General features: G+C 68.0%; 27 protein-coding genes. 13 read left to right on the top strand and 14 right to left on the bottom strand.

Translation table 11 applies throughout. The features are described 5' to 3' along the window. Positions 1 to 7 precede the first annotated feature (7 nt). The 4 genes from AC1DNF_RS19535 to AC1DNF_RS19520 form a co-directional block, all read right to left on the bottom strand. A complete protein-coding gene (locus AC1DNF_RS19535) occupies positions 8 to 1,879 on the bottom strand; it encodes a dipeptide ABC transporter ATP-binding protein (protein WP_478150262.1) in 1,872 nt (623 codons plus the stop codon). A gap of 6 nt (positions 1,880 to 1,885) precedes the next feature. After that, positions 1,886 to 2,854: an isoaspartyl peptidase/L-asparaginase family protein gene (locus AC1DNF_RS19530; protein WP_478150261.1), complete on the bottom strand. Its 969-nt coding sequence runs from the start codon at positions 2,852 to 2,854 to the stop codon at positions 1,886 to 1,888. After that, a complete protein-coding gene (locus AC1DNF_RS19525; protein ID WP_478150260.1) occupies positions 2,851 to 3,801 on the bottom strand; it encodes a MurR/RpiR family transcriptional regulator in 951 nt (316 codons plus the stop codon). The genes AC1DNF_RS19530 and AC1DNF_RS19525 overlap by 4 nt, the downstream gene beginning before the upstream one ends. A 136-nt stretch (positions 3,802 to 3,937) precedes the next feature. Beyond that, positions 3,938 to 5,800: an AMP-binding protein gene (locus AC1DNF_RS19520; protein WP_478150259.1), complete on the bottom strand. Its 1,863-nt coding sequence runs from the start codon at positions 5,798 to 5,800 to the stop codon at positions 3,938 to 3,940. Positions 5,801 to 5,962: 162 nt separating this feature from the next. Between AC1DNF_RS19520 and AC1DNF_RS19515 the strand changes: the two genes are divergently transcribed. From AC1DNF_RS19515 to AC1DNF_RS19495, 5 genes are all read left to right on the top strand, one after another. After that, a complete protein-coding gene (locus AC1DNF_RS19515) occupies positions 5,963 to 6,205 on the top strand; it encodes a hypothetical protein (protein WP_477925351.1) in 243 nt (80 codons plus the stop codon). Positions 6,206 to 6,308: 103 nt separating this feature from the next. After that, on the top strand, positions 6,309 to 8,111 hold the full coding sequence (locus tag AC1DNF_RS19510; RefSeq protein ID WP_478150258.1) for an NAD(P)-binding domain-containing protein: 1,803 nt from the start codon (positions 6,309 to 6,311) through the stop codon (positions 8,109 to 8,111). Positions 8,112 to 8,690: 579 nt separating this feature from the next. After that, the gene (locus tag AC1DNF_RS19505; protein ID WP_478150257.1) at positions 8,691 to 10,502 is read left to right on the top strand and encodes a feruloyl-CoA synthase; all 1,812 of its coding nucleotides are present in this window, start codon (positions 8,691 to 8,693) and stop codon (positions 10,500 to 10,502) included. A 30-nt stretch (positions 10,503 to 10,532) separates the two neighbouring features. Continuing rightward, positions 10,533 to 10,994, top strand: a complete 462-nt coding sequence (locus AC1DNF_RS19500) for a surface-adhesin E family protein (RefSeq protein ID WP_478150256.1) — start codon at positions 10,533 to 10,535, stop codon at positions 10,992 to 10,994. A gap of 115 nt (positions 10,995 to 11,109) precedes the next feature. Continuing rightward, complete coding sequence (locus AC1DNF_RS19495; protein WP_478150255.1) at positions 11,110 to 11,706, top strand: hypothetical protein; 597 nt, start codon at positions 11,110 to 11,112, stop codon at positions 11,704 to 11,706. Positions 11,707 to 11,729: 23 nt separating this feature from the next. Here AC1DNF_RS19495 and AC1DNF_RS19490 read toward each other — a convergent pair whose 3' ends face one another. Further along, the gene (locus AC1DNF_RS19490) at positions 11,730 to 13,058 is read right to left on the bottom strand and encodes an AsmA family protein (protein ID WP_478150254.1); all 1,329 of its coding nucleotides are present in this window, start codon (positions 13,056 to 13,058) and stop codon (positions 11,730 to 11,732) included. A 103-nt stretch (positions 13,059 to 13,161) separates the two neighbouring features. On the opposite strand from AC1DNF_RS19490, the gene AC1DNF_RS19485 reads away from it, so the two are divergent. From AC1DNF_RS19485 to minE, 5 genes are all read left to right on the top strand, one after another. Next, entirely contained in the window at positions 13,162 to 13,599 is a 438-nt protein-coding gene (locus AC1DNF_RS19485) for a hotdog fold thioesterase (RefSeq protein ID WP_478150253.1), read from the top strand. Positions 13,600 to 13,661: 62 nt separating this feature from the next. Beyond that, the gene (locus tag AC1DNF_RS19480) at positions 13,662 to 15,014 is read left to right on the top strand and encodes a solute carrier family 23 protein (RefSeq protein ID WP_478150252.1); all 1,353 of its coding nucleotides are present in this window, start codon (positions 13,662 to 13,664) and stop codon (positions 15,012 to 15,014) included. Positions 15,015 to 15,165: 151 nt separating this feature from the next. Then, positions 15,166 to 15,912, top strand: coding sequence for a septum site-determining protein MinC (minC, locus tag AC1DNF_RS19475; protein ID WP_478150251.1), 747 nt, complete (start codon positions 15,166 to 15,168; stop codon positions 15,910 to 15,912). A gap of 47 nt (positions 15,913 to 15,959) precedes the next feature. Beyond that, on the top strand, positions 15,960 to 16,775 hold the full coding sequence (gene minD / locus AC1DNF_RS19470; protein ID WP_478150250.1) for a septum site-determining protein MinD: 816 nt from the start codon (positions 15,960 to 15,962) through the stop codon (positions 16,773 to 16,775). Between the two features lie 2 nt (positions 16,776 to 16,777). Then, positions 16,778 to 17,053, top strand: coding sequence for a cell division topological specificity factor MinE (minE, locus tag AC1DNF_RS19465; RefSeq protein ID WP_478150249.1), 276 nt, complete (start codon positions 16,778 to 16,780; stop codon positions 17,051 to 17,053). 25 nt (positions 17,054 to 17,078) lie between these two features. On the opposite strand, the gene AC1DNF_RS19460 is transcribed toward minE, so the two are convergent. Together AC1DNF_RS19460 and AC1DNF_RS19455 are read right to left on the bottom strand one after the other, a co-directional pair. Beyond that, on the bottom strand, positions 17,079 to 17,966 hold the full coding sequence (locus AC1DNF_RS19460) for an alpha/beta hydrolase (RefSeq protein WP_478150248.1): 888 nt from the start codon (positions 17,964 to 17,966) through the stop codon (positions 17,079 to 17,081). 75 nt (positions 17,967 to 18,041) lie between these two features. Next, positions 18,042 to 18,644: a TetR/AcrR family transcriptional regulator gene (locus tag AC1DNF_RS19455; RefSeq protein ID WP_478150247.1), complete on the bottom strand. Its 603-nt coding sequence runs from the start codon at positions 18,642 to 18,644 to the stop codon at positions 18,042 to 18,044. 124 nt (positions 18,645 to 18,768) lie between these two features. On the opposite strand from AC1DNF_RS19455, the gene phaP reads away from it, so the two are divergent. Continuing rightward, positions 18,769 to 19,272, top strand: coding sequence for a TIGR01841 family phasin (gene phaP / locus AC1DNF_RS19450; protein ID WP_478150246.1), 504 nt, complete (start codon positions 18,769 to 18,771; stop codon positions 19,270 to 19,272). Positions 19,273 to 19,353: 81 nt separating this feature from the next. Next, entirely contained in the window at positions 19,354 to 19,602 is a 249-nt protein-coding gene (locus AC1DNF_RS19445) for a hypothetical protein (protein ID WP_478150245.1), read from the top strand. Between the two features lie 4 nt (positions 19,603 to 19,606). Here the strand turns inward: AC1DNF_RS19445 and AC1DNF_RS19440 are convergent, their stop codons facing one another. From AC1DNF_RS19440 to AC1DNF_RS19430, 3 genes are all read right to left on the bottom strand, one after another. After that, positions 19,607 to 20,020, bottom strand: a complete 414-nt coding sequence (locus AC1DNF_RS19440) for an RcnB family protein (protein ID WP_478150244.1) — start codon at positions 20,018 to 20,020, stop codon at positions 19,607 to 19,609. Positions 20,021 to 20,133: 113 nt separating this feature from the next. Next, positions 20,134 to 20,499 (bottom strand): hypothetical protein, encoded by a 366-nt coding sequence (locus AC1DNF_RS19435; protein WP_478150243.1) that lies wholly within the window; start codon positions 20,497 to 20,499, stop codon positions 20,134 to 20,136. A 35-nt stretch (positions 20,500 to 20,534) separates the two neighbouring features. After that, the gene (locus AC1DNF_RS19430; RefSeq protein WP_478150242.1) at positions 20,535 to 21,110 is read right to left on the bottom strand and encodes a cob(I)yrinic acid a,c-diamide adenosyltransferase; all 576 of its coding nucleotides are present in this window, start codon (positions 21,108 to 21,110) and stop codon (positions 20,535 to 20,537) included. Between the two features lie 68 nt (positions 21,111 to 21,178). Here AC1DNF_RS19430 and AC1DNF_RS19425 point away from each other — a divergent pair, with 68 nt between their 5' ends. Beyond that, entirely contained in the window at positions 21,179 to 22,603 is a 1,425-nt protein-coding gene (locus AC1DNF_RS19425; protein WP_478150241.1) for an FAD-binding oxidoreductase, read from the top strand. On the opposite strand, the gene AC1DNF_RS19420 is transcribed toward AC1DNF_RS19425, so the two are convergent. The 4 genes from AC1DNF_RS19420 to AC1DNF_RS19405 are packed head-to-tail and all read right to left on the bottom strand — an operon-like array spanning position 22,593 to position 25,609. Further along, positions 22,593 to 23,546 (bottom strand): ParB/RepB/Spo0J family partition protein, encoded by a 954-nt coding sequence (locus AC1DNF_RS19420; protein WP_478150240.1) that lies wholly within the window; start codon positions 23,544 to 23,546, stop codon positions 22,593 to 22,595. The two genes, AC1DNF_RS19425 and AC1DNF_RS19420, sit on opposite strands and share 11 nt — an antisense overlap. Positions 23,547 to 23,550: 4 nt before the next feature. Continuing rightward, positions 23,551 to 24,093: an RBBP9/YdeN family alpha/beta hydrolase gene (locus AC1DNF_RS19415; protein ID WP_478150239.1), complete on the bottom strand. Its 543-nt coding sequence runs from the start codon at positions 24,091 to 24,093 to the stop codon at positions 23,551 to 23,553. Between the two features lie 42 nt (positions 24,094 to 24,135). Then, positions 24,136 to 24,993, bottom strand: coding sequence for a ParA family protein (locus AC1DNF_RS19410; RefSeq protein WP_478150238.1), 858 nt, complete (start codon positions 24,991 to 24,993; stop codon positions 24,136 to 24,138). Between the two features lies 1 nt (position 24,994). Beyond that, a complete protein-coding gene (locus AC1DNF_RS19405; RefSeq protein ID WP_478150237.1) occupies positions 24,995 to 25,609 on the bottom strand; it encodes a LysE family transporter in 615 nt (204 codons plus the stop codon). Positions 25,610 to 25,644: the final 35 nt, after the last annotated feature.

Here is a 25,644-nt window from a genome sequence, read left to right as displayed (position 1 = left end):
AACGTGCTCAGAAGGTTCCGCCGACGGCGTGGCGGGCGACGAAGTGGCCGGGGCCGATCTGCACCAGCGGCGGCACCACGGGCTCGTCGCCGACATCGCGGATGGGGCTCGGGATCTCGCCCTCGAGCAGCGCGCGCACCTTGTGCCGGCGGGCCGGATCGGCCACAGGCACCGCCGCCATCAGCTTGCGGGTGTAGGCATGCTGCGGCGCCTCGAAGACGGCGCGGCGCGGGCCGATCTCGACGATCTGGCCCAGGTACATGACGGCGACGCGATGGCTGATGCGCTCCACCACCGCCATGTCGTGCGAGATGAAGAGGAAGGCGACGCCCAGCTCGCGCTGCAGGTCGAGCATCAGGTTCACGATCTGCGCCTGGATGGACACGTCCAGCGCCGAGACCGATTCGTCGGCGACCACCACCTTGGGGTTGAGCGCCAGCGCGCGCGCGATCGCGATGCGCTGGCGCTGGCCGCCGGAGAACTCATGCGGGTAGCGCTGTGCGACTTCGCGCGGCAGGCCCACCTTCTGCAGCAGCCAGTCGACGCGCTGCTGCGCCTCGGCGCCCTTGGAGATGCCGTGGATCAGCAGCGGCTCCATGATCGAGAAGCCGACGGTCACGCGCGGGTCGAGCGAGGCGAAGGGGTCCTGGAAGATGAACTGGATGTTGCGCCGCAGGGCCTGCAGTTCGCGCGTGGGCAGCTCGCGGATGTTGCGGCCGCCGAACTCGATGGCGCCGCTCTGGCTCTCGACCAGGCGCAGCAGCGAGCGGCCGGTGGTCGACTTGCCGCAGCCGGACTCGCCGACCAGCGCCAGCGTCTCGCCGGGGTAGAGGTCGAAGCTGATCTTCTCGACCGCGTGGACGCGACGCTTGACGCGCCCGAAGACGCCGCTGCGCACGTCGAAGCGGGTCACGAGGTCGCGCACGCGCAGGATCGGGCCGGCCTCGGCGCGCACGGTGTCCTGCGGCGTCTCGGCGATCGGGGCGGGGGCGTCGGCCTCGGTGCGCAGCAGCGGGAACTTGGCCGGCAGGTCGGTCCCCTCCATCGCGCCCAGGCGCGGCACGGCCGACAGCAGCGCGCGCGTGTAGGCATGCCTGGGCGCGGCGAAGACGGCGTCGGATGTGCCTTCCTCGACCTGGTCGCCGCGATACATCACGAGCACGCGGTCGGCCACCTCGGCCACCACGCCCATGTCGTGCGTGATGAAGACCACGCCCATGTGCATCTCGGCCTGCAGCTCGCGGATGAGCTGGAGGATCTGCGCCTGGATGGTGACGTCCAGCGCGGTGGTCGGTTCGTCGGCGATCAGCAGCTGCGGCTTGCACGAGAGCGCCATGGCGATCATGACGCGCTGGCGCATGCCGCCCGAGAGCTGGTGCGGAAAGCGGTCGAGCAGGTTGCGCGCTTCGGGGATGCGCACCAGCTCCAGCATGCGCAGGGCCTCGGCGCGCGCGGCGGCGTTGGACTTGCCCTGGTGGATGCGGATGGCCTCGGCGATCTGCTCGCCGGCGGTGAACACCGGGTTGAGCGAGGTCATCGGCTCCTGGAAGATCATCGCGATGTCGGCGCCGCGGATGCCGCGCATCGTCGTGTCGCGGGCCTGCGCGAGGTCCAGCACGCTGCCGTCGCGGCGGCGGAAGACCATGCTTCCGCCGAGGATGCGGCCGCCGCCATGCTCGACCAGGCGCATGAGCGCCAGCGAGGTGACGGACTTGCCCGAGCCGGACTCGCCGACCACGGCCAGCGTCTCGCCGTGGTCGACGTGGAAGGACAGGTTCTTGACGGCATCGACCACGCGCTCGGAGGTCGAGAAGCGCACGGTCAGGCTGTCGACGGCCAGCACGCGGCCCTCGGGGAGAGTCAGGGGTGGAGTGGACATGGCGTCTCAGCGATGGATGGCGGTCTGCGGCGCTTCGTCGCCGCGGGCATGGGCGCGGTACATGCCTTCGGTGTTGAAGCACAGGCTCAGGTGGCCCTGGCGATCGACAGCGATCAGGCCGCCGCTGCCGCCGATGGCCGGCAGCGCGCGCATCACGACAGCCTGTGTGGCGGCCTCAAGAGAGGCGCCGCCGTAGGCCATGCGCGCGCAGACGTCGTAGGCGGCGGCGACGCGGATGAACATCTCGCCGCTGCCGGTGCATGAGACGGCTGCCGTGCGGTCGTCGGCATAGGTGCCGGCGCCGATCAAGGGCGAGTCGCCGATGCGGCCGATGCGCTTGTTGGTCATGCCGCCGGTCGAGGTGGCCGCGGCCAGGTGGCCGTGGATGTCGAGCGCGACGGCGCCCACGGTGCCGAACTTGCGGTCTTCGTCGAGGGGCGTGGCGCTCTTCATGGCGGCGGCGCCGTCATGGTCGAGCACCGCGTGCCCTGCGTGGCGCACGCGATGGAGCTGCTGGCGCCGCGCCTCGGTGGAGAAGTACGAAGGCTCGACCATCTCCAGCCCATGCTCGCGCGCGAAGGCCTCCGCGCCGGCACCGGCCAGCAGCACGTGCGTTCCGTCGTCCATCACGGCGCGGGCCGCGCGGACGGGGCGGCGGATGTGGCTCACGCCGGCGATGGCGCCGGCCCGCAGGTCTTCGCCGTTCATGACGGCGGCGTCGAGCTCGTGGGTCTCGTCATGCGTGAAGACCGCGCCATGCCCGGCGTTGAAGAGCGGGCAGTCTTCCAGCATCTCGACGGCCAGGCAGGCGGCGTCCAGCGCGCTGCCGCCGCCGAGGAGAAGGGCCTGGGCCGCGCGCACCACCTGGTGCAGCGCGTCGTGGTAGGCCTGCGCCTGCGCCGCGTCCAGGGAGGCGGCGCTGATGGTTCCGGCACCGCCGTGGATCGCGATGACGGGCTTGTGGGGGGTGTTCATGACAGTGTCTTCTTGCGGGCCGGGGCGATGGCGCGCGATGGGAGGGTGGCCGGCATCTGCGAGCGCGCGCCTTGCGCGTCGTGCAGCCACGGCATGATCGATTGCACGATGCGGCCCGCGGACTGGGCCGCGCCCGGCGCCCGCAATGCCGTGGCGCTGATGAGGGCCTCGATCAGGGCCAGCACGCTGGTTTCGCAGTTCGGGCGGTAGCGGGTCTCGGTCTGGGCATAGAGAACGACGTCGGCCAGGGGCGCCAGCGGCGAGCTGGGGCGGTCGGTCAGCGCCAGCACGGCGCAGCCCTGGCGGTGGGCGATCTCGGCCAGCATCACGGTGTCGGTGAGGTAGCGCGGGAAGGTGAGCGCGATCAGCACGTCCTCGCGGCCGGCGTGCAGCAGGGTGCGGGCCGCATGCGTGACGCCGCTGACGCTCGCCAGCAGGCGCACGTCCTTGCAGCACGAATCCAGCCCGTGCTGCAGCAGGCCGGCCAGCCACGCGCTGGCGCCGAAGCCGGCGATGTAGATCGTGCGCGCCTTCACCAGGCGCTGGACGGCGGCCTCGCAGGCCGTGTAGTCGAGCGTCTGGCGCGTTGCTTCGATGTTGCGGCGGCTCTCGTCGAGCGCGGTGCGGAAGACCTCGGCGACGGTCGTCGGGTGTTCGAGGTTGCCGCGCAGCTGCTCCACGGGCGCGAGCAGCGGCTCGAAGCCGCGCACGAGTTCGGCGCGGAAGGCGGCATAGCCGTCGAAGCCGAGAGCGCGCGCGAAGCGGTTCGCCGTGGCGACCGAGACGCCCACCGTCGCGGCCAGCTCGTCGATGGGCAGCGTGGCGACGTGCAAGGGGCGCTCCAGAACGTAGTCCGCGACCTGGCGATGCGAGCGCGTCAGGCGCGGCAAGGCCTGGGCGATGCGCTGCGCCACGGTGGTGCCGGTGGGGTCGGAAGTGGTGCTCATGCCGGCTGAAAACCGCCCCGAAGAGTGCCGTCGATGTAAATCACATTACAAATTCAAGATCGTTTGGGAAATTTTTGATCATTTCCGATCGAATTGCAAATTTCGGACCATGGACCCACGGTCCTGAGGGCCGGGGTCAGCCCACCATGACCTCGGCTTCGAACAAATAGCTCGCCAGCGCCTGCTCGACGGCCAGCACGGAAAACCGGGCAGCCTGCGGCAAGGTCACGCTGACGCGCATGCCGCGGCGGCCGCCCTCGCTGACCTGCACCCGCGCGCCGGGGAGGCCGAGTTGATCGCCGACGACGCCCTTGACCAGACGGGCCGCGGCATCGCAGCGCAGCTGTGGCTTGTAGATCTTGCCCACCGAGGTGAGAGGGATGGCCTCGACGATGTGGATCCGCTTCGGCCACGCGGGGCGTTCGCCGATGCTCCGCTGCGCGTGCTGGTGGAGTTCGTCCTCCGTGGCTTCGGCGCCCGGCCTCAGGGCCACGTAGCACACCGGCAGCTCGCCGGCGTAGGCGTCGGGCATGCCCACCGCTGCGGCAAGGCCCACGGCGGGGTGCGTGGCCATCGCGTTCTCGATCATCAGGGGGTCGATGTTGTGGCCGCTGCGGATGATCAGGTCCTTGGCGCGGCCGGCGATGTAGATACGGCCCTGCGCGTCGGTGTAGCCCAGGTCGCCGCTGTTGAGTACCCCGCCTTCGAAGACGCCGGCATCGTGCCCCGGGTTGCGGTAGCCCGGCGACACATGGGGTCCGCGAACGGTGATCACGCCGATCTCGTCGGCTTCGCATTCCGGCCCCAGGCGGCCATCGGCCTCGAGCCGATGCACCGCGACGCGGGTGTAGGGCAGCGCCCAGCCGACCGAGCCGACACCGCCGGCGCCGGCCACGGGGTCGATGGCGATCAGGCCCGAAGCCTCGGTCATGCCGTAGACCTCGAACAGGCCACGGCCGGTGGCCTGCCTGAAGCGCGCGCCCACCGCCGGCGGCAGCGACGCGGCGCCGCAGAAGCCGGCGCGCACGGCGCCGATGTCGGCACCGTCGAGCGGCACATCCAGCACCGCGCCCATCGCCGTGGGCACGGCGCCCACCAGCGTGGCCCCGTACCGGGCGGCCAGGCGCCAGAAGCCCTGCACCATGGCCGGATTGCGCAGGCCGCCGGGCGACATGATCAGGAGACTGACGCCGGCCATGAAGGCGCTGAGGCCGCAGAAGACCGTCCCGCCCACGTGGAACAGCGGCAGCGTCGCGGTGAGCGTGTCGGTGGCGCGCATGTCACCCAGGACCGCGCCTCCGAGGGCCGCCACGAGCTGGCTGCGGTGGGTGTGCGTCACCAGTCGCGGTGTCCCGGTGGTGCCGCCGGTGTGGAAGTAGGCCGACACCTCATCGTCGCGGCCCGCCTCGCCGAAGGCCAGATGGTCGTCGGCCTGCGCCATCAGCGCCGCATGGAAATCGAGCACGCCTTCCTCGGCCGGCGTGCCCGGCGGGGCCACGCGCAGCAGCACGAGCCCGGGCACCTGCTCGCGCAGGGCCAGCGCCTTCTGCCAGATGTCCAGCACCGGATGCGGACCCAGGGCGACCAGGATGCGCGCGCCGGAAGCCTTCAGCAGTTCCGCGATGTGTTCCGGCTGAAGCAGGAAGTTGATCGGCACCGCATAGCCCGCCGCCTCGGCACCCCAGAGGGTGGCATGGGTCTCGACCAGGCTCGGCAGCATGTAGGCCACGCCGGGGCGCGGGCCGGCGAGGCTCGCGAACAGGTTGGCCGCGCGCCGCACCAGGCCGAGCAGTTCGCGGTAGCTGACCCGGCGGGCCTGCTCGTCGGGCGCCCCGGACATCAGCATCGTGAGCGCGGCGCGATCGGGCCAGCGCGCCGCGCCGGCAATGAACACATCGAGGATGCTGCGCTCGGGCAGGCGCTGTGCGAGCGTCATCTCGGCCTCGAAGCGCGCCAGGTCGTCCGGGTTGCGGACGCCGATCTCGGGCAGAAGAGCCATGGTCTGAGTCTCCGGACGATGAACCGCGGCGACCTTAGCCCATCGACGCGGGCGCATCAACGCACGTGAACCCTGGGTGGCGGCAGCGAACTCCATCCAGGAGAGGACGAGCCATTTGAAGGGCCGGCGGGTGCGAACCACTATTCCCGCAAGGAGGCCCTCATGCACACATTCACGACACTGCCCGCTCTCTGCGCCGCCACCGCCCTGCTGCTTGGCATCGGCGGATGCGGCGCGCATTTCGACCGTCCGCTGCCCACGGCCGGTATCAGCGCGAAGGCGAAGGACGCGCAGCCCGCCGCCGCGCCGGACGCGCTCGACGTCTATATCGGCGAACGGTTCTCGAACGCGCAGAAGGCGCTCGCGAACAAGCACGACGAGGAGCCGCCCGCGCCCTCCTTCTGATCGGCCACCGGGTTTTACCTCTGACCGCCTCCGAGGCGATGGGCGAATCATTTGCGGCGGCTCCTGACTGCTCGCCGTACACCCAACGCCACGGAGACATTCGATGACAGACCCGATCACTGGCCCCACCCGGGCCGCCGCCGCATGGCTGGCCGACTTTGGCGCCGCGCTGGAACGCAAGGATGTGGAGGGCGCCGTCGGCCTGTTCGACACCGATGCCTACTGGCGCGATCTCGTCGCCTTCACGTGGAACATCCGCACGCAGGAAGGACCCGAGGCGATCCGCGCGATGCTGCAGGCGACGCTCGCCGACACACAGCCCTCGGGCTTCCGGATCGAGGGCGAAGCGACCGAGGCGGACGGCATCGTCGACGCGTGGTTCCTCTTCGAGACGCGCGTGGCCCGAGGCCGCGGCCATCTGCGGCTGCGCAATGGCAAGGCCTGGACGCTCCTGACGACGATGACCGAACTCAAGGGCTTCGAGGAAAGGACCGGCGAGCGCCGCGTCAAGGGCGCCGAGCACGGCGTGCAGCCCGGGCGCAAGAGCTGGCTCGAACGCAAGCAGGAGGAGCAGGAGGCCCTGGGCACGACCGAGCAGCCCGAGGTGCTGATCATCGGCGGCGGCCAGGGCGGCATCGCGCTCGGCGCGCGCCTGCGCAGGCTGGGCGTGCCGACCATCATCGTGGAGCGCAACGCCCGGCCCGGCGACTCCTGGCGCAATCGCTACAAGTCGCTGTGTCTGCACGACCCCGTCTGGTACGACCATCTGCCCTACCTGCCCTTCCCGGACGACTGGCCGGTGTTCTCGCCGAAGGACAAGATCGGCGACTGGCTGGAGATGTACACCAAGGTGATGGAGCTCAACTACTGGAGCTCGACGACGGCGAAGAAGGCGCGCTTCGACGAAGACAAGCAGGAGTGGGAGGTGATCGTCGAGCGCGATGGCAAGGAGAGGGTGCTGCGGCCGAAGCAGCTGGTGTTCGCGCTGGGGGTCTCGGGCTATCCGAACATTCCTTCGATTCCGGGCGCCGAGAACTTCAAGGGCGACCAGCATCACTCGAGCCGGCATCCGGGCCCGGAGGCCTACCAGGGCAAGAAGTGCGTGGTGCTGGGCTCGAACAATTCGGCGCACGACATCTGCGCGGCGCTCTGGGAGCACGGCGCCGACGTGACGATGGTGCAGCGCTCGTCGACCCACATCGCGCCCTCGGATTCGCTGATGGAACTGGCGCTGGGCGGGCTCTACTCGGAGCAGGCGGTGAAGAACGGCATCGACCACCACAAGGCCGACCTGATCTTCGCGTCGGTGCCCTACAGGATCATGCACGGCTTCCACATCCCGGTGTACGAGGAGATGAAGCGGCGCAATGCCGACCTCTACAGCCGGCTCGAGAAGGCGGGCTTCATGCTGGACTTCGGTGCCGACGGCTCGGGGCTCTTCATGAAGTATCTGCGCCGCGGCTCGGGCTACTACATCGACGTGGGCGCCTCGGAACTGGTGGCCAACGGAAGCATCAAGCTTCGCAGCGGCGTGAACATCGAGCGCGTGAACGAACACTCGGTGACGCTGAGCGACGGCAGCGAGCTGCCGGCCGACCTGCTGGTCTACGCCACGGGCTACGGGTCGATGAACGGCTGGCTGGCCGACCTGATCTCGCCCGAGGTGGCCGACAAGGTCGGCAAGTGCTGGGGCCTGGGCTCGGACACGCCGAAGGACCCCGGGCCATGGGAAGGCGAGCTGCGCAACATGTGGAAGCCGACGCAGGTCGACAACCTGTGGATCCACGGCGGCAACCTGCACCAGTCGCGCCACTACTCGCAGTTTCTGGCGCTGCAGCTGAAGGCGCGCATGGAGGGGATTCCGACGCCTGTGTACGAGCGCGCGCCTTCGTACCATCGGCGCTGAGGCGCGACGGCGCTATTCGATGAAGCGCCGCCGGTGACCGGGCGGTCTGCTGTCCGCATCCCGCACGCGGTGGCCACATCGTTGCCACATCTGATGCTCCTGCGCCTGTCGCGCTCGAAACGGTGAACCGGCCCGCGCTGCCGACGCCAGCGCGACACGAACTTTGAGGGTCTTTCGGGCCATGCCCGCGGCAACACGCGGAACAATGCGCCCGCCGCGCGTAAGCATGCGGCGGCCGGGGTTGGCGTGGACTGAAAGCGCACCCCGTATCGACAAGAAACAGCAAAGGAGAGGACTTCATGAACATCACACGCACGACACTCGCGCTTGCACGCCGGAAGCGAATGCGGTACCCAGGGCGTCGGCCCAGATCTCGGAAGACGTGATCCGAATCGGCTTCATCAGCGGTGGTCGAGCCGATCCGCGGCGAGGCGGCGTGGACCACCCGGGCCGAGAGCCGCTGCGCGCGGTGGAAGGCCTCGTGAATCATCCGCCGCTCGCCCCTGCGGTCGAACCTGATTCGCGCAGCGGATGCCTCCGGCAAACTTCCACGCCAAGAAACCCAAGGAGACAGCACCGATGAATGCCCCCGGCTTCCTCGACGACGAAAAACAGGTCGCCCCGCCGCGCACCGTCCGCATCGACTTCGACGACGGCTCCTTCGCCCTGCGCTCGCCCATCGCGCTCAGGCCTTATGCGCGTTGCATCGGCGAGTGGCTGGAGCGCTGGGCCCGAGAGACGCCAGACRCAATCGCCCTCGCCGAGCGCGACGAGAGCGGCGAAGCCTGGCGCAAGCTCGACTACCGCGCGCTGCGCCATGCCGTGGGCGCGGTGGCGCAGGGCCTGCTGGACCTGGGCGTGCCGAAGGATCGCCCGGTCGTGATTCTTTCCGACAACGCGCTCGACCACGCGGTGCTGGTGCTCGCGACGATGCACATCGGCCGCACCGCCTGTTCGCTCTCCAGCGCGTACTCCCGCATGGCGAAGGACTCGACGCGGCTGCACGGCATGCTGCGCACGCTGGAGCCGGCGCTGATCTACGCTTCCGACGCCGAGGTGTACGGCGCGGCGCTGGCCGGCTGCGATGTCGACGCGGTCACGGTGTTCAGCCGCAACGCCGGGGCGCACCCCGGCGCCCTGCCCTTCGAACGCCTGATGCAGACGCGGGAGACGCCGGCGGTCATGCAGGCCTTCGACGCGATCACGCCCGACGACCACGCCAGGTACCTGCTGACCTCGGGCTCCACGGGGCGGCCCAAGGTGGTGATCAACACGCATCGCATGCTCTGCGCCAACCAGCAAATGATGGCGCAGACCTGGCGTTTCCTGACGGCGGAGAAGCCGGTGCTGGTCGACTGGCTGCCCTGGAGCCATACCTTCGGCGCCAATCACAACTTCAACATGGTGCTGTGCCATGGCGGCGCGCTCTACATCGACGAGGGCCGGCCGGCGCCGGGCCTGATCGAGAAGACGGTGCGCAACCTGCGCGAGGTGCGCCCCACGCTGCTGTTCAATGTCCCGCGCGGCTACGACATGCTGCTGCCCCATCTCGAAGCGGACGATGCGCTCGCCGCCGATGTGATGTCCCGCCTGCGCCTGGCCTTCTACGCCGCGGCCGCCCTCGCGCCCTCGACCTGGCAGCGGCTCGAGGCGGTGGCCCGGCGCGCACGGCCCGCGCAGCCGCTGTGGCTCACCACGTCCTGGGGCGCGACGGAGACATCGCCGGCGATCACGTCGGCGCACTGGCGGCTCGACGGCGCCGGCTGCATCGGCGCCCCCCTGCCGGGACTCGAACTGAAGTTCGTGCCCAGCGGCGACAAGCTGGAGATGCGGGTGAAAGGCGTCTCGGTGTTCCCCGGCTACCGTCGCGCGCCGCGCGAGACGGCCGAGGCTTTCGACGAGGAAGGCTACTACCGGATCGGGGACGCGGGCTACCTGGCGGACGCCGAACGGCCGGAACGCGGCGTGATCTTCAACGGCCGTGTGGCGGAGGACTTCAAGCTCAGCAGCGGCACATGGGTCTCGGTGGGCACACTGCGGGTGGAACTGGTGTCGCGGCTTGCACCGCTGGCCCAGGACATCGTGATCACGGGCCATGATCGCGACGAGATCGGCATGCTGGTCTTTGCCAGCCCCCAGGGCGCGGCGCGGCCGCGCGAGGAGTTGCACGCCGCGCTGCTGCGCGTCATGCGAGAGTTGCGCGACGCGGGCGCTGGATCCTCGCAGTGTCCGGCACGGGCACTGGTGCTGGACGCCCCGCCGAGCATCGACGCGGGCGAGATCACCGACAAGGGCTACATCAACCAGCGCGCGGTGCTGGCGCTGCGCGCCGCGGAGGTCGAACGCCTGCACATGTCCGCACACGGCCCGGAGGTCGTGCGCATGGGCTGAGGGCGCGGCGGCGCGCGGCAGCTGGCTAGAATGAAAAAGCGGGTTCGTCGATCGCCGCGCATCAGGAGGAGCCGAGGTGGGAAAGTGGCTTGTGTTGTTCAGCCTGGCCTGCACCCAGGTCCAGGCGCAGACGAACTGGTTCACCGTGGAGGGCAACCCTCGCGATGCAGGTGTCGATACGTTCAGGTCGACCCCGTGGCGATCGCCGCCTCGGACGAACAGAAGACCATGAATGTGCGTGTCAGCCGGTCGAGCCAGCGGCTCAATTGGGAAAACCTGCCGTATCGGTCGTACGAATCCCGGGTCGTCTTCAACTGCCGCGCCAGAAGAGCGTCCTACGTGTCCGTGAGCTTCTATGCCCAGCCCTTGTGGCAGGGCGAGCCCTACACGACGTCGAACTACACCGACGATCCCCGGCCGATGCTTTTCAAGGACATCGACCCCAATCCGACGGCCCGCATCATCCGCGCGGCCTGTCGAAGTACTGCTTAAGCACTCAGCGCAAGGACTTCACGCCACAAGATCGTGTTGTTCGTGCAATCCACGACGGTCCCGTACATGAAAATGGCCGCCTCGGCGGCGCCAGGCCCGTGGGTACAGGGAACACATGAATTCAGCCAAATTGCAAATCACGGGACCGGACGCGACGCCCTGCGTCCTCGGCGGCCCCATGTGGATCTACGAAGGCGCGACGCTGCTCGCGACCATGGACCCGGTGCCGGTCAACCCGGAAGGCACGGAGGTTCACCTGGAGTACTTCACGCCCACGGATGCCGCCGCTCACCAGAAGAACGCCATCGGCAAGCTGCTGCTGTTCGAGTTGGTCGCCTTCATCGTCGAGAACTTCACATCGGTGCTGGCCATCAGCTTCACGCTGAGCCGCAACATCGAGAGCTATGGCGACGGCATGAAGCTGGCGAGCATGCGTTGCGCGGTGCTGCAAAGCATGGGCGCCGGGCACGTCCTGATCGCACCCAAGCCCGACGCCGCGCACGCCGGGCACTTCGTGGTGTCGGGGCTGTGGGAGTACACCCCGGCGACGCTTGCCGCGCTCCAGACGGTGCTCCAGGCCGAGCGCGATGCCTACGACGAGCGGCAGGCCCTCGCCGCCGGCAATCGGGGGATGCCGCGCCTCGACGCATGGATGCGGCGCTTTATCCCGCGCGGCGCCTTGCCCGGGAGCGCGGGCGAACCCACGCGCTAGGCGGGCCAGGAGAGGCCGTGGGCTCAGGGTCGTCGCGCCTTGGGCTTCTTCGGCTCGCCGCCGCCGAAGAGTTTCTCCACCCGCTGCCCGATGCGCGCGCCGATCGCGGTGCCGACTCCCGGGAGGACCGCCGAGCCCACGGCGGCGCCGGCAAGTGCGCCGCCGGTCATCGAGAGTTCGGGCTGGTCGAGCGTGCCTGCGAGTTTGAGCGGGATGCCGACCATGCCATCGACGAGATCGACGGCGGCCTCGCCATTTAGACGCCGATCGGCCACCGTGGCGCTGCCGCTGGCCGTAAGCAAACCGGAATGCGCCCGCAGACCGCTGTAGCGCATCACCATGCCGTCCTCGCCGGACTGGGTGTCGAGCGTGCCCGTGAGTTCGTCGAGCGCCGTCCGGCCGCCATGGCTGATACCGGCGGTGCGCACCGCCTTCTGCAGGTCGAAGCCGATCAGCGTGGCGGGTCGCACCGTGAAGGCCGTGCGGGTATGCAGGTTGCGCAGGAGTTCCGTCGGACTGTCGCCTTCGGTATCGAGCGTGGTCTGACCCTGGAGCCGGCCCTCCAGGGGGCTTCGCCTGTCGAAGGAGCGTGCCAGAGCCACGAGGTCCACGTCCCTGGGCGCGAGCTGGGCGGTGATGCGCAGGCGCCCCTTGTCGCTGGTGTGCAGTTCGGTGCTGCCGTTCCACGTGCCGCCGCCGGCATCGATCAGCGTGCGCCAGCGGTCCTGGCCCTTCTCGCGCTCGATCCGCAGCCGGGCTGGCGGCGACGCGCCGGGGCGCTGGACCTCGGCCTCGCGGGGGCGCCATGCCGGATCGAAGTCCACGTCGGCGTCGTAGGCCAGCGCGATGTCGCGGCGATCGAACCACACCACGTCGCGCAGGCGTACGTGCGCCACCGGGGTTTCCGCCAGGGCCCATGCGCCACCCAGCGCACCGAGAACGGCGCCGGCTTCCTCGGGCCGGAAGCGCCCGCGAAACGCGCGCACGGATGCGCGCGGGAGTACCGCGCCCTCGACTTCCACCGCTTCGGCCGCGATCGTGTGGTGCCAGAGGGCGGACAGCCGGGGCCGCACGACGATGCGCCGCACGCTGATCGGCCGCTCCTGCACGGTCGAGACGTCGCGCAGCACCACCACGGGCGAGGGCCGCAGCGACCAATGCACCTCGCCGACCCGAAGCGCGACACCCGAGGCCTTCTCGAAGCGGGCGGCGATCCAGGCGGCGATCTGCGCGTCGCTCGGCAGCAGCAGGTAGGCCGTCAGCGCCACGCCGCCCAGCAGCAAGGCCACCGCGGCGGCGACACCGACGGTCCATCGTTGGGCACGGGTCAAGGAGGACAGACGGATCATCATGCGAGCATCGCTGCGCACGACCGGCGGCGCTGTCGGCCAGAGGCGCGTCCTGCGGGACTCCAATCGTGATAGTTTTGGCGGCCCTGACCTGGAGACCCTCCCAATGCGCATATGGAAGAAAGAGATTTCGATCGAAGCCCTGACCGAAAGCCACGTCGGCACGGCCGTATCCACCCTCGGGATCGAGTTCGTCGAACTCGGCGACGACTTCATCCGAGCCCGCGCGCCGGTGGACCGGCGCACGGTTCAGCCGTTCGGCATCCTGCATGGCGGCGTGTCGGTGGTGCTGGCGGAAACGCTGGGCTCCTGCGGCGCCTACTACTCGACGCCCGAAGGGCAGCGGGCGGTGGGCGTGGACATCAACGCCAATCACATCCGGGCCACGATGTCGGGCTGGGTGACCGGCATCGCGCGGCCCGTTCACCGCGGCCGGACCACGCAGGTGTGGCAAATCGACATGACCAACGACGAGGGCGAGCTGACCTGTGTCTCGCGCATCACCATGGCGGTACTGGCGCCGCGCGGCACACCCGCGGGCTGAGGCGTCGGTTCGCCCGCTAGAACAAGAATCACGGCAACTACAACGACCGAGGAGATACCACCATGAGCGATTCCTACTTTCCCCGCTGGCGCCAGGTCGGCGCCGAGGCCACGGTCGTCGCGACCGACGAGCGCCTCTCGTGGCCGCAGACCGCAGCCATGGGTGTGCAGCACGTTATCGCGATGTTCGGCGCGACGGTGCTGGCACCGATCCTGATGGGCTTCAATCCGAACATCGCGATCCTGATGAGCGGCATCGGGACGCTGATCTTCTTCGTGGTCACGGGCGGGCGCGTGCCCAGCTATCTGGGCTCGAGCTTCGCATTCATCGGCGTGGTGATCGCCGCCACCGGCTATGCCGGGCCAGGGCCGAACCCTCATCTGGGCGTGGCGCTGGGCGGCATCATCGCCTGCGGGCTGATCTATGCGCTCATCGGGTTGCTGGTGGCGTTGACCAATGAGCGCCACCACAAATCGGCGCCGATCAAGGGCCTTGAGGTCGACGAGATCGAGCAGGACGCCGCGGTGCACTGGATCGAACGACTGATGCCGCCGGTGGTCACGGGGGCCGTGGTCGCGGTGATCGGTCTGAACCTGGCGAGCGTGCCGATCAAGAACATGGCGCCGACCGGCTTCGACACCTGGATGCAGGCATTGACTTTCCTGAGCGTGGGCCTGATTGCGGTCTATACGCGCGGCATGGTCCAGCGGCTGCTGATCCTGATGGGCCTGATCGTCGCGAGCGTGATCGACGCGGTGCTGACCAACGGCCTCGGGCTGGGCAAGCCGATCGATCTCGGCGCCCTCGGCGCCGCGGCGTGGATCGGGCTGCCGACCTTCACCGCGCCGGTGTTCGAGGTCAATGCGATCCTGCTGATCGCGCCGGTGGCGGTAATCCTGGTGGCCGAGAACCTGGGGCACATCAAGGCCGTGAGCGCCATGACGGGGCGCGATCTCAATCCCTACCTCGGGCGTGCCTTCATCGGCGACGGCATCGCCACCATGGTGAGCGGCGCGGCCGGCGGCACGGGCGTCACGACCTATGCGGAAAACATCGGCGTGATGGCGGCCACCCGCATCTACTCGACGGCGATGTTCGTCGCCGCCGCGCTGATCGCGCTGGTGCTGGGCTTCAGCCCGAAGTTCGGCGCGCTGATCCAGGCGATTCCGCTGCCGGTGATGGGGGGCGTGAGCATCGTGGTGTTCGGATTGATCGCGGTGGCCGGCGCCAGGATCTGGGTCGCCAACAAGGTCGATTTCTCGGAGAACCGCAACCTGATGGTGGCCGCGATCACGCTGATCCTCGGCACCGGGGATTTCACACTGAGATTCGGCCAGTTCGCGCTCGGCGGCATCGGGACGGCGACTTTCGGCGCGATCCTGCTCTATGCGCTGCTGGGGCGCTCGCGCGACTGAGCGCACGTTCTCCCCTGGCGGGGGCGCAAGCCCTTGCCGAAGTTGCAACCCCTTGCAATAAATGTTGTCCGGCGTGTTCATTCGCGGCCCCGCTGGAGGCGCACGGCCCTGTGGCCGTTAGACTTCAACGCTTTTCGCACACCCTTTTCCAATGGCCGATGCATCCGCCGCGCGCACCAAGGCGGTTTTCGAATTCAAGAGCGCCACGCTGCCGCTGATCGCGGTGATCCTCCGGACGGTCGATCTCGAGGTTCTGGCCCGCGCGCTCGACGCCCAACTGGCGGACTCGCCCGATTTCTTCGAGCAGGAGCCGGTGGTGATCGACCTCTCGCAGCTGCAGGACGAGGGCACGGACGCCGAACTCGACTTCGCCCTGCTGCGCGAGCTGCTGGCGCGCCACCAGACCCAGCCCATCGCGGTGCGAGGCGGCAGCGACGCGCAGAACGCGGCGGCGCGCGCGGCCGGCCTTTCCGTCACCGCCATGCCTGCCGCGCCGGCGCCGCGCCCCGCAACGGAGCCGCCGACCGAGGCGCCCCAGATCGTGCGCGAGGTGCCGGTGCCGGCCAGCGGCACGCTGGTGATCGACAAACCCCTGCGCTCGGGCCAGCAGGTCTACGCACGCGGCGGCGACGTGATCGTGACGGCGGTCGTGAACTTCGGCGCGGAAGTGATCGCCGACGGCAACGTGCATGTCTATGCACCGCTGCGGGGCAAGGCCATCGCGGGGGCCCGCGGCGACATCGGGGCCCGCATCTTCACCACCTGCATGGAAGCGCAGCTGGTGGCGATCGCCGGCATCTATCGCACCGCCGAGGTCGCACTGCCGGCGGACATCGCGGGCAAGGCGGCACAGATCTCGCTCGACGGCAAAAAAATCGTGATGGCCACGATTCTGTAGTGCGATGCACTGCGCGGACTGACAACTGAAACAAAAGAAGGAACGGAATGGCCAAAATTGTGGTGGTGACCTCGGGCAAGGGCGGCGTCGGCAAGACGACCACGAGCGCGAGCTTCGCATCGGGACTGGCATTGGCCGGGAAGAAGACGGCTGTCATCGACTTCGACGTCGGCCTTCGCAATCTCGACCTGATCATGGGCTGCGAGCGGCGGGTGGTGTATGACCTGATCAACGTGATCCAGGGCGAGGCCAACCTGAGCCAGGCGCTGATCAAGGACAAGCAGTGCGACAACCTCTTCGTGCTGGCCGCCTCGCAGACGCGCGACAAGGACGCGCTCACGCAGGAAGGGGTCGAGAAGATCCTCAAGGATCTGGACGCACAGGGCTTCGACTTCATCGTGTGCGACTCGCCCGCCGGCATCGAGACCGGCGCGCTGATGGCCATGCACTTTGCCGACGAGGCACTGATCGTGACCAATCCCGAGGTGTCGTCGGTGCGCGATTCCGACCGCATCCTGGGCATGCTGGGCTCCAAGACCAAGCGTGCCAGGGAAGGCGGCGAGCCGATCAAGGAACACCTGCTCATCACGCGTTACAACCCCAACCGCGTGGCCGGGGGGCAGATGCTTTCGCTGGACGACATCAAGGACATCCTGCGCATCAAGCTGATCGGCGTGATCCCCGAATCCGAAAGCGTGCTGCAGGCCTCCAACCAGGGCGTGCCGGCGATCCACGACAAAGACACCGACGTGGCGCAGGCCTACAGCGACGTGGTGGCGCGCTTCCTGGGCGAGGACAGGCCGATGCGCTTCATCGATGCCGAAAAGCCGGGCTTCTTCAAGCGCATGTTCGGAGGGCGGTAGCCATGTCACTGTTCTCCTTCCTGCTGGGCGAAAAGAAGAAGACGGCGAGCGTCGCGAAGGAACGGCTGCAGATCATCCTCGCGCACGAGCGCGGCAGCCTCGGAAGCAAGCGGCCTGACTATCTGCCTCAGCTGCAGGCGGAGCTGATCGCGGTGATTTCAAAGTACGTGTCGATCAAGGCCGAGGACATCAAGGTCCACCTCGACCGGCAGGAAGACCTGGACGTGCTGCAGGTCAAGATCGAGCTGCCCGACGCGGCCGCCGTCCCGGCGCGCTGATCCTCCGGCCGCTGCTCGCGGCCTCTCAAGGCCGCGCGATGAACGCGACCACGGCCTGCACCACCGACGGCTCCTTGAGGATGCGCCGGTGTCCAAGGCCCTGCGTGGCAATCAGCTGCGCGCCGGCAATAGTCTCGCTGTAGGCCACACCATCGGCGAAGCGATTGACCCGGTCGTCACGGTCGTGCACCACCAGCGTCGGCTGGGCGATGCGCGGGCCGACGGCGGCGGGCTCCAGCAGGCTCATGAGGAAGCCCTCGCGCGCCTCGATCCTGCCTTGCATTGCCGCGCGGGTGCGTTCGCTGAGACCGAAAACGTGCGCAAAGTAGCGGGTGAACTCGCGCGCCGAGGCGGGCGGCGCCAGCAGCACCAGCCGCTGCGCCGGCAGGCCGCGGCTTGCGGCGTAGGCCAGGGCATTCGCACCCATCGAATGCGCCACGACGGCCTTCAGCGAGCTCCCCTCCCGCACCGCCAGACGCGCCGCCATGTAGTCGATGGCGCGCGCGAACTGCGGGAGGTTGCTGGCGGTGCCACCGCTGCGGCCGTGGGCCGGCATTTCCACCAGCACGGGCGCAAAGCCCGCCTCCGTCACGGCCTGCGCGAGCGTGAGCAACTGCCCGGCGTGGCCGCCCCAGCCATGGACGAGCAGGACCAGGGGCGCATCCGGCAAGGCGGTGCGGAAGTTGTAGATGCTCAAGGTGGCGTTCTCGAAGGGCCAGACCTCCCGCCGCCAATGCGCGGCCGGAACGTGGCGGCGGTTCAGCCACTTGGACGGCAGGGGCGTGCCGAACAAGCGGCATGCGGCGCGGACGCCGAATGCCGGCCAGATACGCTGGGCGGCGGCCAGGCCGAGGCGCAGCGCGCGCATCAAGGAACCCGTGCCGTAGTAGTTAGAAGCGGGACTGGTCAGCATGGTTTTGCTCCTTTATCGCACGATCGTGCGAAATACGAAAATAGGAAGAGACATGTCGAGGAAGACACGGGAGCCTCAGGCCCGATAGCTGGCAAGCAGGCGCTCCCAGGTCAACGTCGCCCGGTCCGCCGCACGTGGATCGCGCAGGAAACGCGCGTCGTGCAGCAGGGCCATCACGAGGCCGTTGATCTCGCCGACCAGCTGCGCCGGATCCGTATCGCTCTTGAGCTCTCCGGTCTCGACGGCCTGGGTCACGGTACGGCGCAAGGCGGCACGCCATCGCGTGACTTCGGCCAGCAGGAGGTCGCGCAGTTCACCCTCGCGGTCATCGAGCTCGAAGGCGCCGGCGGTGTAGATGCAGCCCGTCTGGACCTCGACGTCGCGGGTGCGCGCGATCCAGCGCCCGACGATGTCGGTCAGCCTCGCGAGCCCTTTGGGCTTCTGCATGGCCGGCACGAACACATCGGCCAGGAAGCGGCGGCCGTATTCCTCGATGACGGCCTTCTGCAATGCCTCGCGCGAACCCACGCGCGAAAACACGCCGCTCTTGGAAAGCCCCAGCCGGCTGGCCACCGCCTGGAGCGTGATGGCCTCCAGGCTCTCCGCCGAGGCGAGATCCATGGCCGCGCCGACGATGGCGGCGCGCGTCAGTTCGCTCTTCTGGGTCTTGGCATCCATGGGCGGAATTTAGCACACTCGTGCGAAACCTCGGAGCGGATTCATCCGCGAAGGATGAGGCTTCGGGAAACGGCCCTGTGGGGGTATCGTGCAAGCCTCAACCACAACACGGAGAGCGCGCACCATGGCAACCAGCAAGTCGAGCACCGCAGGCCGCACCACTGCCGCGAAGAAGACGCGTCCCGACGCTGCCGCCAAGGTGGCCGATGTCCAGGACGCGCTCATCAAGCCGCTGAAGGGCATGGCCGAGCAGCTGAAGAACCTGCCGATCGCGGGCGCCGCGGGCGCGATCGCGGAAAGCGGGCGCAAGGACCTTCAGGCACTGATGCAGGCCAATGAGAAGTCCTACCAGGGCCTGCAAGCGGTGGTGCAGCGGCAGACCGAGATGCTCAAGGCTTCGATCGTCGAATGGCAAGGCACCATGAAGGGAATGTCGAGCGCCGACCCGCGCGAGAGCCTTTCGAAGCTGGATGCGATGGGCAAGGCGGCTTTCAAGCGCGCGCTGGACGACATCCGCGAACTCTCGGAACTGGCAGCGAAATCGCAAGCCGATGCCTTCGAGGTGGTACGTCAGCGGATTCGCGACAACGTGGATGAAGTGAGCAAGCTGCTGCAGCAGCGAAAGTGAATATCGAGAAAAAGGTCCGTGACGCAGCCCGCAGGAAGCGTACATTGGGATGACCTCCTCAGCGATCGGAACGAATCAGTCATGGCATCGAATTCTCAGACGCAGGTTTCATTGAAGGCAGCCAACGAGGCTGCAGCCCGGGAAAGGCTGCGGCAGGCACTGCCTGCCACGGTCGATCGCCTCCATCATCGCCAGGCCGACCAGATCGACGACAGCGACATCGATGCCTACGTGAAACTGAACTGGCTCGAGTGGCAGGGCGGCGGGTTGCGGCTCACCATCACGGGGCGCAACGTATGCGCTCAGCTCGCGCCGAGCGCCGCCAACTGAGCCCTTATTGCCCCGCGATGATCTGAGCGATGATGCCGCTGGCCACAGCGATCAGAACGAAGTCACCACCCACGCCCACCCACTGGTAGCCGCGCGGCGGCGGGCTCAGGTGGTGGCCGCGCCAGTCTTCGACGACATAGTTGCGGCCGCGGAACTCCGGCGGCACGCGACCGCCCCGGCGCCATTCATCGCGCGGCACCGGGAAGCCCCGGCGATCGGCTTGACGGCCCTCACGGTAGTCCTGATGGTCACGGAACCGATCAGGGCCACCGCGGCGGTCATCCGCCCGGTACCGCTGGCCTTGTTGGGCGTCGCGATCCTGTCCTCGGTCGAAATGGCGGTCCTGCGCGAAGGCGCTGCCCGCCATGCACATCGCAAGCGCTGCTGCGGCGACCGTCATGTTCTTTGACTTGATCATTCTGGAACTCCTTCTGCGTTGGTGAGGACTCCAGTGTGCGCCCTGCGCGTATCGCCAACACCCTCTGAGCGTCGGTGCGGGGTCAAGCTATGTAAAGAAAGGCCCGCGGTGTATCAGGGCGCGCTGCTCTGCGGGCCGACAGCCGGCGGCGCGGCACGGCCTCGAGATCCGGGCGCGAGCTTGCGGCCGATCTTCTCGCCCAGGCTGCGCACAGGCTGGCTGGCCCGCTCGGAGACGCTGTTGACGCCGTGTTCCGTCGCCTGGCTGGCACGCGCGATGCCATGACCGGTGGCATCGGCTCCACGCTGGATACCGCCCAGAACCTTGCTGTTGTGCGGTGGTGCCTTCGACGCGGGCGCGCGCTGATGGGTTCTGGCCGGAGTGTCGGCGTTCCGGGCCGAAGCAGCGGACGGCACGGCGAGCGCAGCTGCCAGCACGAGCCATGCGGTGGATGAGAGGAGGCTGGAAGGGATTGACATGGGTCCTTTGGATCTGATTGCGAATCGGGGCTTCATCATTCGTCGTCGGCGGCCGCCGCGCGCGCGAGTCGCTCGCTCTTCCAGTACACGTCGTCGCCGCCGTCGACGCGGTTGAGCACCCGCGCCAGCACGAAGAGCAGGTCGCTCAGACGATTGAGATATTGGCGCAGCGTTTCGTTGAGGGTCTCGCTCGCACCCAGCGCCACCACTGCGCGCTCGGCACGCCGTGCCACGGTCCGGCACACATGCGCGAGCGACGCGGCGCGCGTGCCGGCGGGAAGAATGAACTCGGCAAGCCGCGGCAAGGCGGCATTGTGCTGCGCCAGCGCTTCATCGAGTTGCAGCAGCGCCTCGGTCTTGAGCAGCGTGAAGCCCGGCATTGACAGCTCCCCGCCGAGATTGAAGAGCTGGTGCTGCACGTCGACCAGCAGCTCGCGCACAGGTGCGGGCATCGGCTCGGACAGCAGCACGCCGATATTGGAGTTGAGTTCGTCCACATCGCCCATGGCGTGCACGCGCAGGTGATCCTTGGGCACCCGCGTGTTGTCGCCGAGGCCGGTGCTGCCATCGTCGCCGGTGCGCGTGGCGATCTGTGTGAGTCGGTTGCCCATGTGTCGATGTGTTCTGTGTCTTGGGGAGATGCGGTTCGTAGAATGGTAGACCCTTCAGGAGACCGCCGATGAACGCCCCTACCGCCCTCGCCCATCTGACGCCCGAAATCGCGCTGCGCGAGGTGCCCGAAGCATTGATCGAGGCGCTGAAGGCGCGCTTCGCCGACCGCTGCTCGACCGCGCTCGCGGTGCGCACGCAACATGGTCGCGACGAGTCGTCTTTCGACGCGCCGCCGCCCTCGGCGGTGGTCTTTGCGGAGAGCACGCAGGACGTGGCCGATGCCGTGAAGCTCGCGAGCGACCACAGCGTGCCCGTCATCCCCTTCGGCGTCGGCTCGTCGCTGGAAGGCCATCTGCTGGCGGTACAGGGCGGGATCAGCGTCGACCTGAGCCGCATGAACCGCGTGCTCTCGGTCAATGCCGACGACCTCACCGTCACGGTGCAGCCCGGCGTCACGCGCAAGCAGCTCAACGAGGAGATCAAGAGCACTGGCCTCTTCTTCCCGATCGACCCCGGGGCCGACGCATCGATCGGCGGGATGACCGCCACCCGCGCCAGCGGGACGAACGCCGTGCGCTACGGCACCATGCGCGAGAACGTGCTGGCGCTGGAGGTGGTCACCGCCAGCGGCGAAGTGATCCGCACGGGCACGCGCGCCAAGAAGTCGTCGGCCGGCTACGACCTGACGCGCCTGATGGTCGGCAGCGAAGGCACGCTGGGCGTGGTCACCGAGATTTGCCTGCGCATCTATCCGTTGCCCGAGGCGGTGTCGGCCGCCATCTGCTCGTTCCCGAGCATCGAGGCGGCGGTGCGCACAACCATCGAGATCATCCAGCTCGGCGTGCCGATCGCTCGTGTGGAGCTCATCGACGTCAACACGGTGCGCATGGTGAACACCTACGCCAAGCTCAACCTGCGCGAGGAGCCCATGCTGCTCATGGAATTCCACGGCTCACCGGCCGGCGTGAAGGAACAGGCGGAGACGGTGCAGGAGCTGGCCAGCGGCCACGGCGGCAATGCCTTCGAATGGGCCAGCACGCCGGAAGAACGCACCCGCCTTTGGACCGCGCGGCACAACAGTTACTTCGCGGCCGTGCAGTCGCGCCCGGGCTGCCGGGTGATTTCCACCGACACCTGCGTGCCGATTTCGCGGCTGGCCGACTGCCTGCTCGAATCTGTGGCCGAAGCCGACGCCAGCGGGATCCCCTACTTCCTCGTCGGCCACGTTGGCGACGGCAACTTCCACTTCGGCTATCTGCTCGATCCGAACGCGCCCGAAGAGCGTGTGACGGCCGAGAAACTGAACCACGCCCTGGTGTCGCGCGCCCTGGCGCTGGAAGGCACCTGCACCGGCGAGCATGGCGTGGGCCTGCACAAGATGGACTTCCTGGTGACCGAAGCCGGCGCCGGCGCGATCGACATGATGCGCACCATCAAGCGCGCGCTCGATCCCAAGAACATCATGAACCCGGGGAAGATCTTCAGTCTCTGAGCTCCGCCGTCTGGCGTATGCGGTCTATCAGTCCGTTGAGCGCGTCGAGCGAGCCGAAGTGGATGGCGAGTTCACCGCTCTCCTCGACCCGGCCGCCGCGCTTGCTGCGCTTCTTGATGCGCACCTCGACTTCCGCCGCCAGGAGGTCGGCCAGTTCTTCCTCGACCCGCTGCAGATCGCGCGACTTTTCGCCCGGCCCGCGCCTCGGCGACGGCGTGAGGCTGAATTCGGCGGCGAGCTTCTTGACCAGGGCCTCGGCCTCTCGCACCGACATCTTCCGGGCGGCAATCTGATTGGCCGCGGTGATCTGCGTGCCCTTGTCGAGCGACAACAGGGCGCGGGCGTGACCCATGTCGATATCGCCGGCCATCAGCATGGCCTGCGCCGGTTCTGCCAGATTGAGCAGCCGCAGCAGATTGCTGGCCGCACTTCGCGAGCGCCCCACTGCCTGCGCCGCTGATTCGTGAGTGAGCCCAAACTCGGCGACCAGACGCTGGAGGCCTTGGGCTTCTTCCAGGGGGTTGAGATCTTCGCGTTGAATGTTCTCGATCAGCGACATGGCCGCGGCGGCCTCGTTCGGCACGTCGCGCACGAGCACGGGCACGCTGTCCAGGCCCGCGAGGCTCGCGGCGCGGAAACGCCGCTCGCCGGCAATGATTTCGAACTCGGCGTTCTTGGCCTGCGCCGCGTCCGGATCGAGGCGGCGAACCAGGATCGGCTGCATGATCCCCTGGGCCTTGATGCTCTCCGCCAGTTCATAGAGCGCGCCCTCGTCCATGCGCGTGCGCGGCTGGTAGACACCGGGCACCATCTGCTCGAGCTTCAGTGTGGTCGGGTTGGGGGGCGCGGTGTCGTCGGTGGCCGATGCGTCCGGGCCGTTGAAAGTCGGGCCCAGCAGGGCTTCGAGTCCGCGGCCGAGGCCCTTGGGTTTTTTGGTGGCCATCGAGTCAATCTTCTTTCAGTAGGTCATTCAGAATCTGTCGGCCTTCGGGCCAATCACCCAGGCCAGATTCACTGTTGATGTGGCCGCGCGCGCCGGCCTCGATGTAGCTCGCACCCCAGTTGCGCGCCATCTCACGGGAACGCCGAGCGTCGCAGTAGGGGTCGTCATGGGCGGCGATCAACACGGCGCGGAACGGCAGGGGCTGGCGCACGATGGGGGACCAGCCGGGGATCATCTGGCGCAAGTCGTCCCGCTCCAAGTCGCCCGGGGCCACCAGCAGCGCACCCCGCACCTTGCAGGCGTTGCGGGAATGGGCGGCCCAGGCGGCCACGAGGATGCAGCCGAGGCTGTGCGCCACCAGCGCAACCGAACCCGGAGCGGCCAACACCACCTCCTCCAGGCGCGCCGACCAATCGCCGCGCAGCGGTCGAGTCCAGTCATGCTGCTCGACGCGATGATCGCCGTAAATGGCCTCCCAGCGGCTTTGCCAGTGGGCCGGGTCGCTGTTCTGCCACCCAGGCAGCAAGAGGATCGTCGGAACGTTCATCGGCCCTGAGATCAAGAACCGGTGAGGCGCCGGTGGCGGAGATCAGAGTCCATTGGGATCCTGAATCGCAACGACCGGCGCGTCCATGGGCACAGGCGAGGCGGGCAACGGCGCATCACCCGCCATCGCGCTGGCGGGCGGCATCTTCTCGACCAGTTCCTGGGCGAAGGCGATGAAAGCCTGGCTACCCTTGGCCGGCGGGTCGAACACCACCCCTGGGAGGCCGTAGCTCGGCGCCTCTGCCAGACGCACATTGCGTGGGATCACGGTGTCGAACACCTTGTCGCCAAAGTGCGCCTTGAGCTGTTCGCTGACCTGCTGCTGCAAGGTGATGCGCGGATCGAACATCACGCGAAGCAAGCCAATGATCTGCAAATTCTTGTTGAGATTGGCGTGCACCTGCTTGATGGTGTTGACGAGATCGGTGAGTCCTTCGAGCGCGAAATATTCGCACTGCATGGGCACGATCACGCCGTGCGCCGCGCACAGGCCATTGAGCGTAAGCAAGCTCAGGCTTGGCGGGCAGTCGATCAGGATGAAGTCGTACTCGGCCCCCACGCCTGCCAGTGCTGTGCGCAGACGCTTTTCGCGGCGGTCCAAGGCAACCATCTCCACCTCGGCGCCGGCCAGCTCCCGATTGGCACCCAGAACGTCATAGCCACACTTCTCGGAGTGCACCCGCGCCTCGGCGACCGACGCGGACTCGAGAAGCACGTCATAAACGGTCGTCTCCAGCTGGCGCTTGTCGATACCCGAGCCCATGGTGGCGTTGCCCTGGGGGTCGAGATCGATCATCAGGACCCGTTGGCCCACTTTTGCCAAGCCGGCAGCCAGATTGACGGTGGTCGTGGTTTTACCGACGCCGCCCTTCTGGTTTGCGATGCAGAAGATCTTGGCCATGCTACCGGGACACGGCGAGTTTGACGCCGAAACCGATCAGGAAGACACCCGCCAGCTTTTCGAGAGTGCTCGAAATCCGCGGATTGGCCCGCAGACGCTCGGCCAGGAAATGCGTGAGCAGGGTCGCAATGAGTCCATAGGCGAAGGTCAGCGTCGCAATCGTCAGGGCCATGACGCCGAATGTCGTCAGACCTTGGTGGCGTGCGGGGTCCACGAACAGCGGAAAGAATGCCATGTAGAAGACGATCGCCTTGGGGTTCAGCAAGGTGATCATCAGCGCCTGACGGAAAAACTGGCGCGGGCGAATGTTGAGAATGGGCGCGGCACCAGGCTTCGCCGTCAGCATCTTGAATCCAAGCCATGCGAGGTAGCAGGCCCCCAACCATTGGACGGACTTGAATGCGGTCGGGTACGCGCTCAGCAGTGCAGCGACGCCGGCGACAGCCGCCCACATCAACACCTGGTCGCCGGCGATCAGACCCAAGGTGGCAGCGAGGCCGCCGCGAATCCCACCCTTGCCGGTGGAGGTGATCAGCGCCAGATTCCCGGGCCCGGGAATCGCCAGAAAGAGAATGATGGCCGCGACGAACGCGCCGTAATCAGCGATGCCGAACATGGGATTTGCCTGAGATGGGAGAGCGTCGAGTCTAA

Source organism: Variovorax sp. 01T432 (assembly GCF_056398605.1).
The sequence above is the reverse complement of the archived record's forward strand: the minus strand, read 5'-3'. Positions and strand labels throughout refer to the sequence as shown.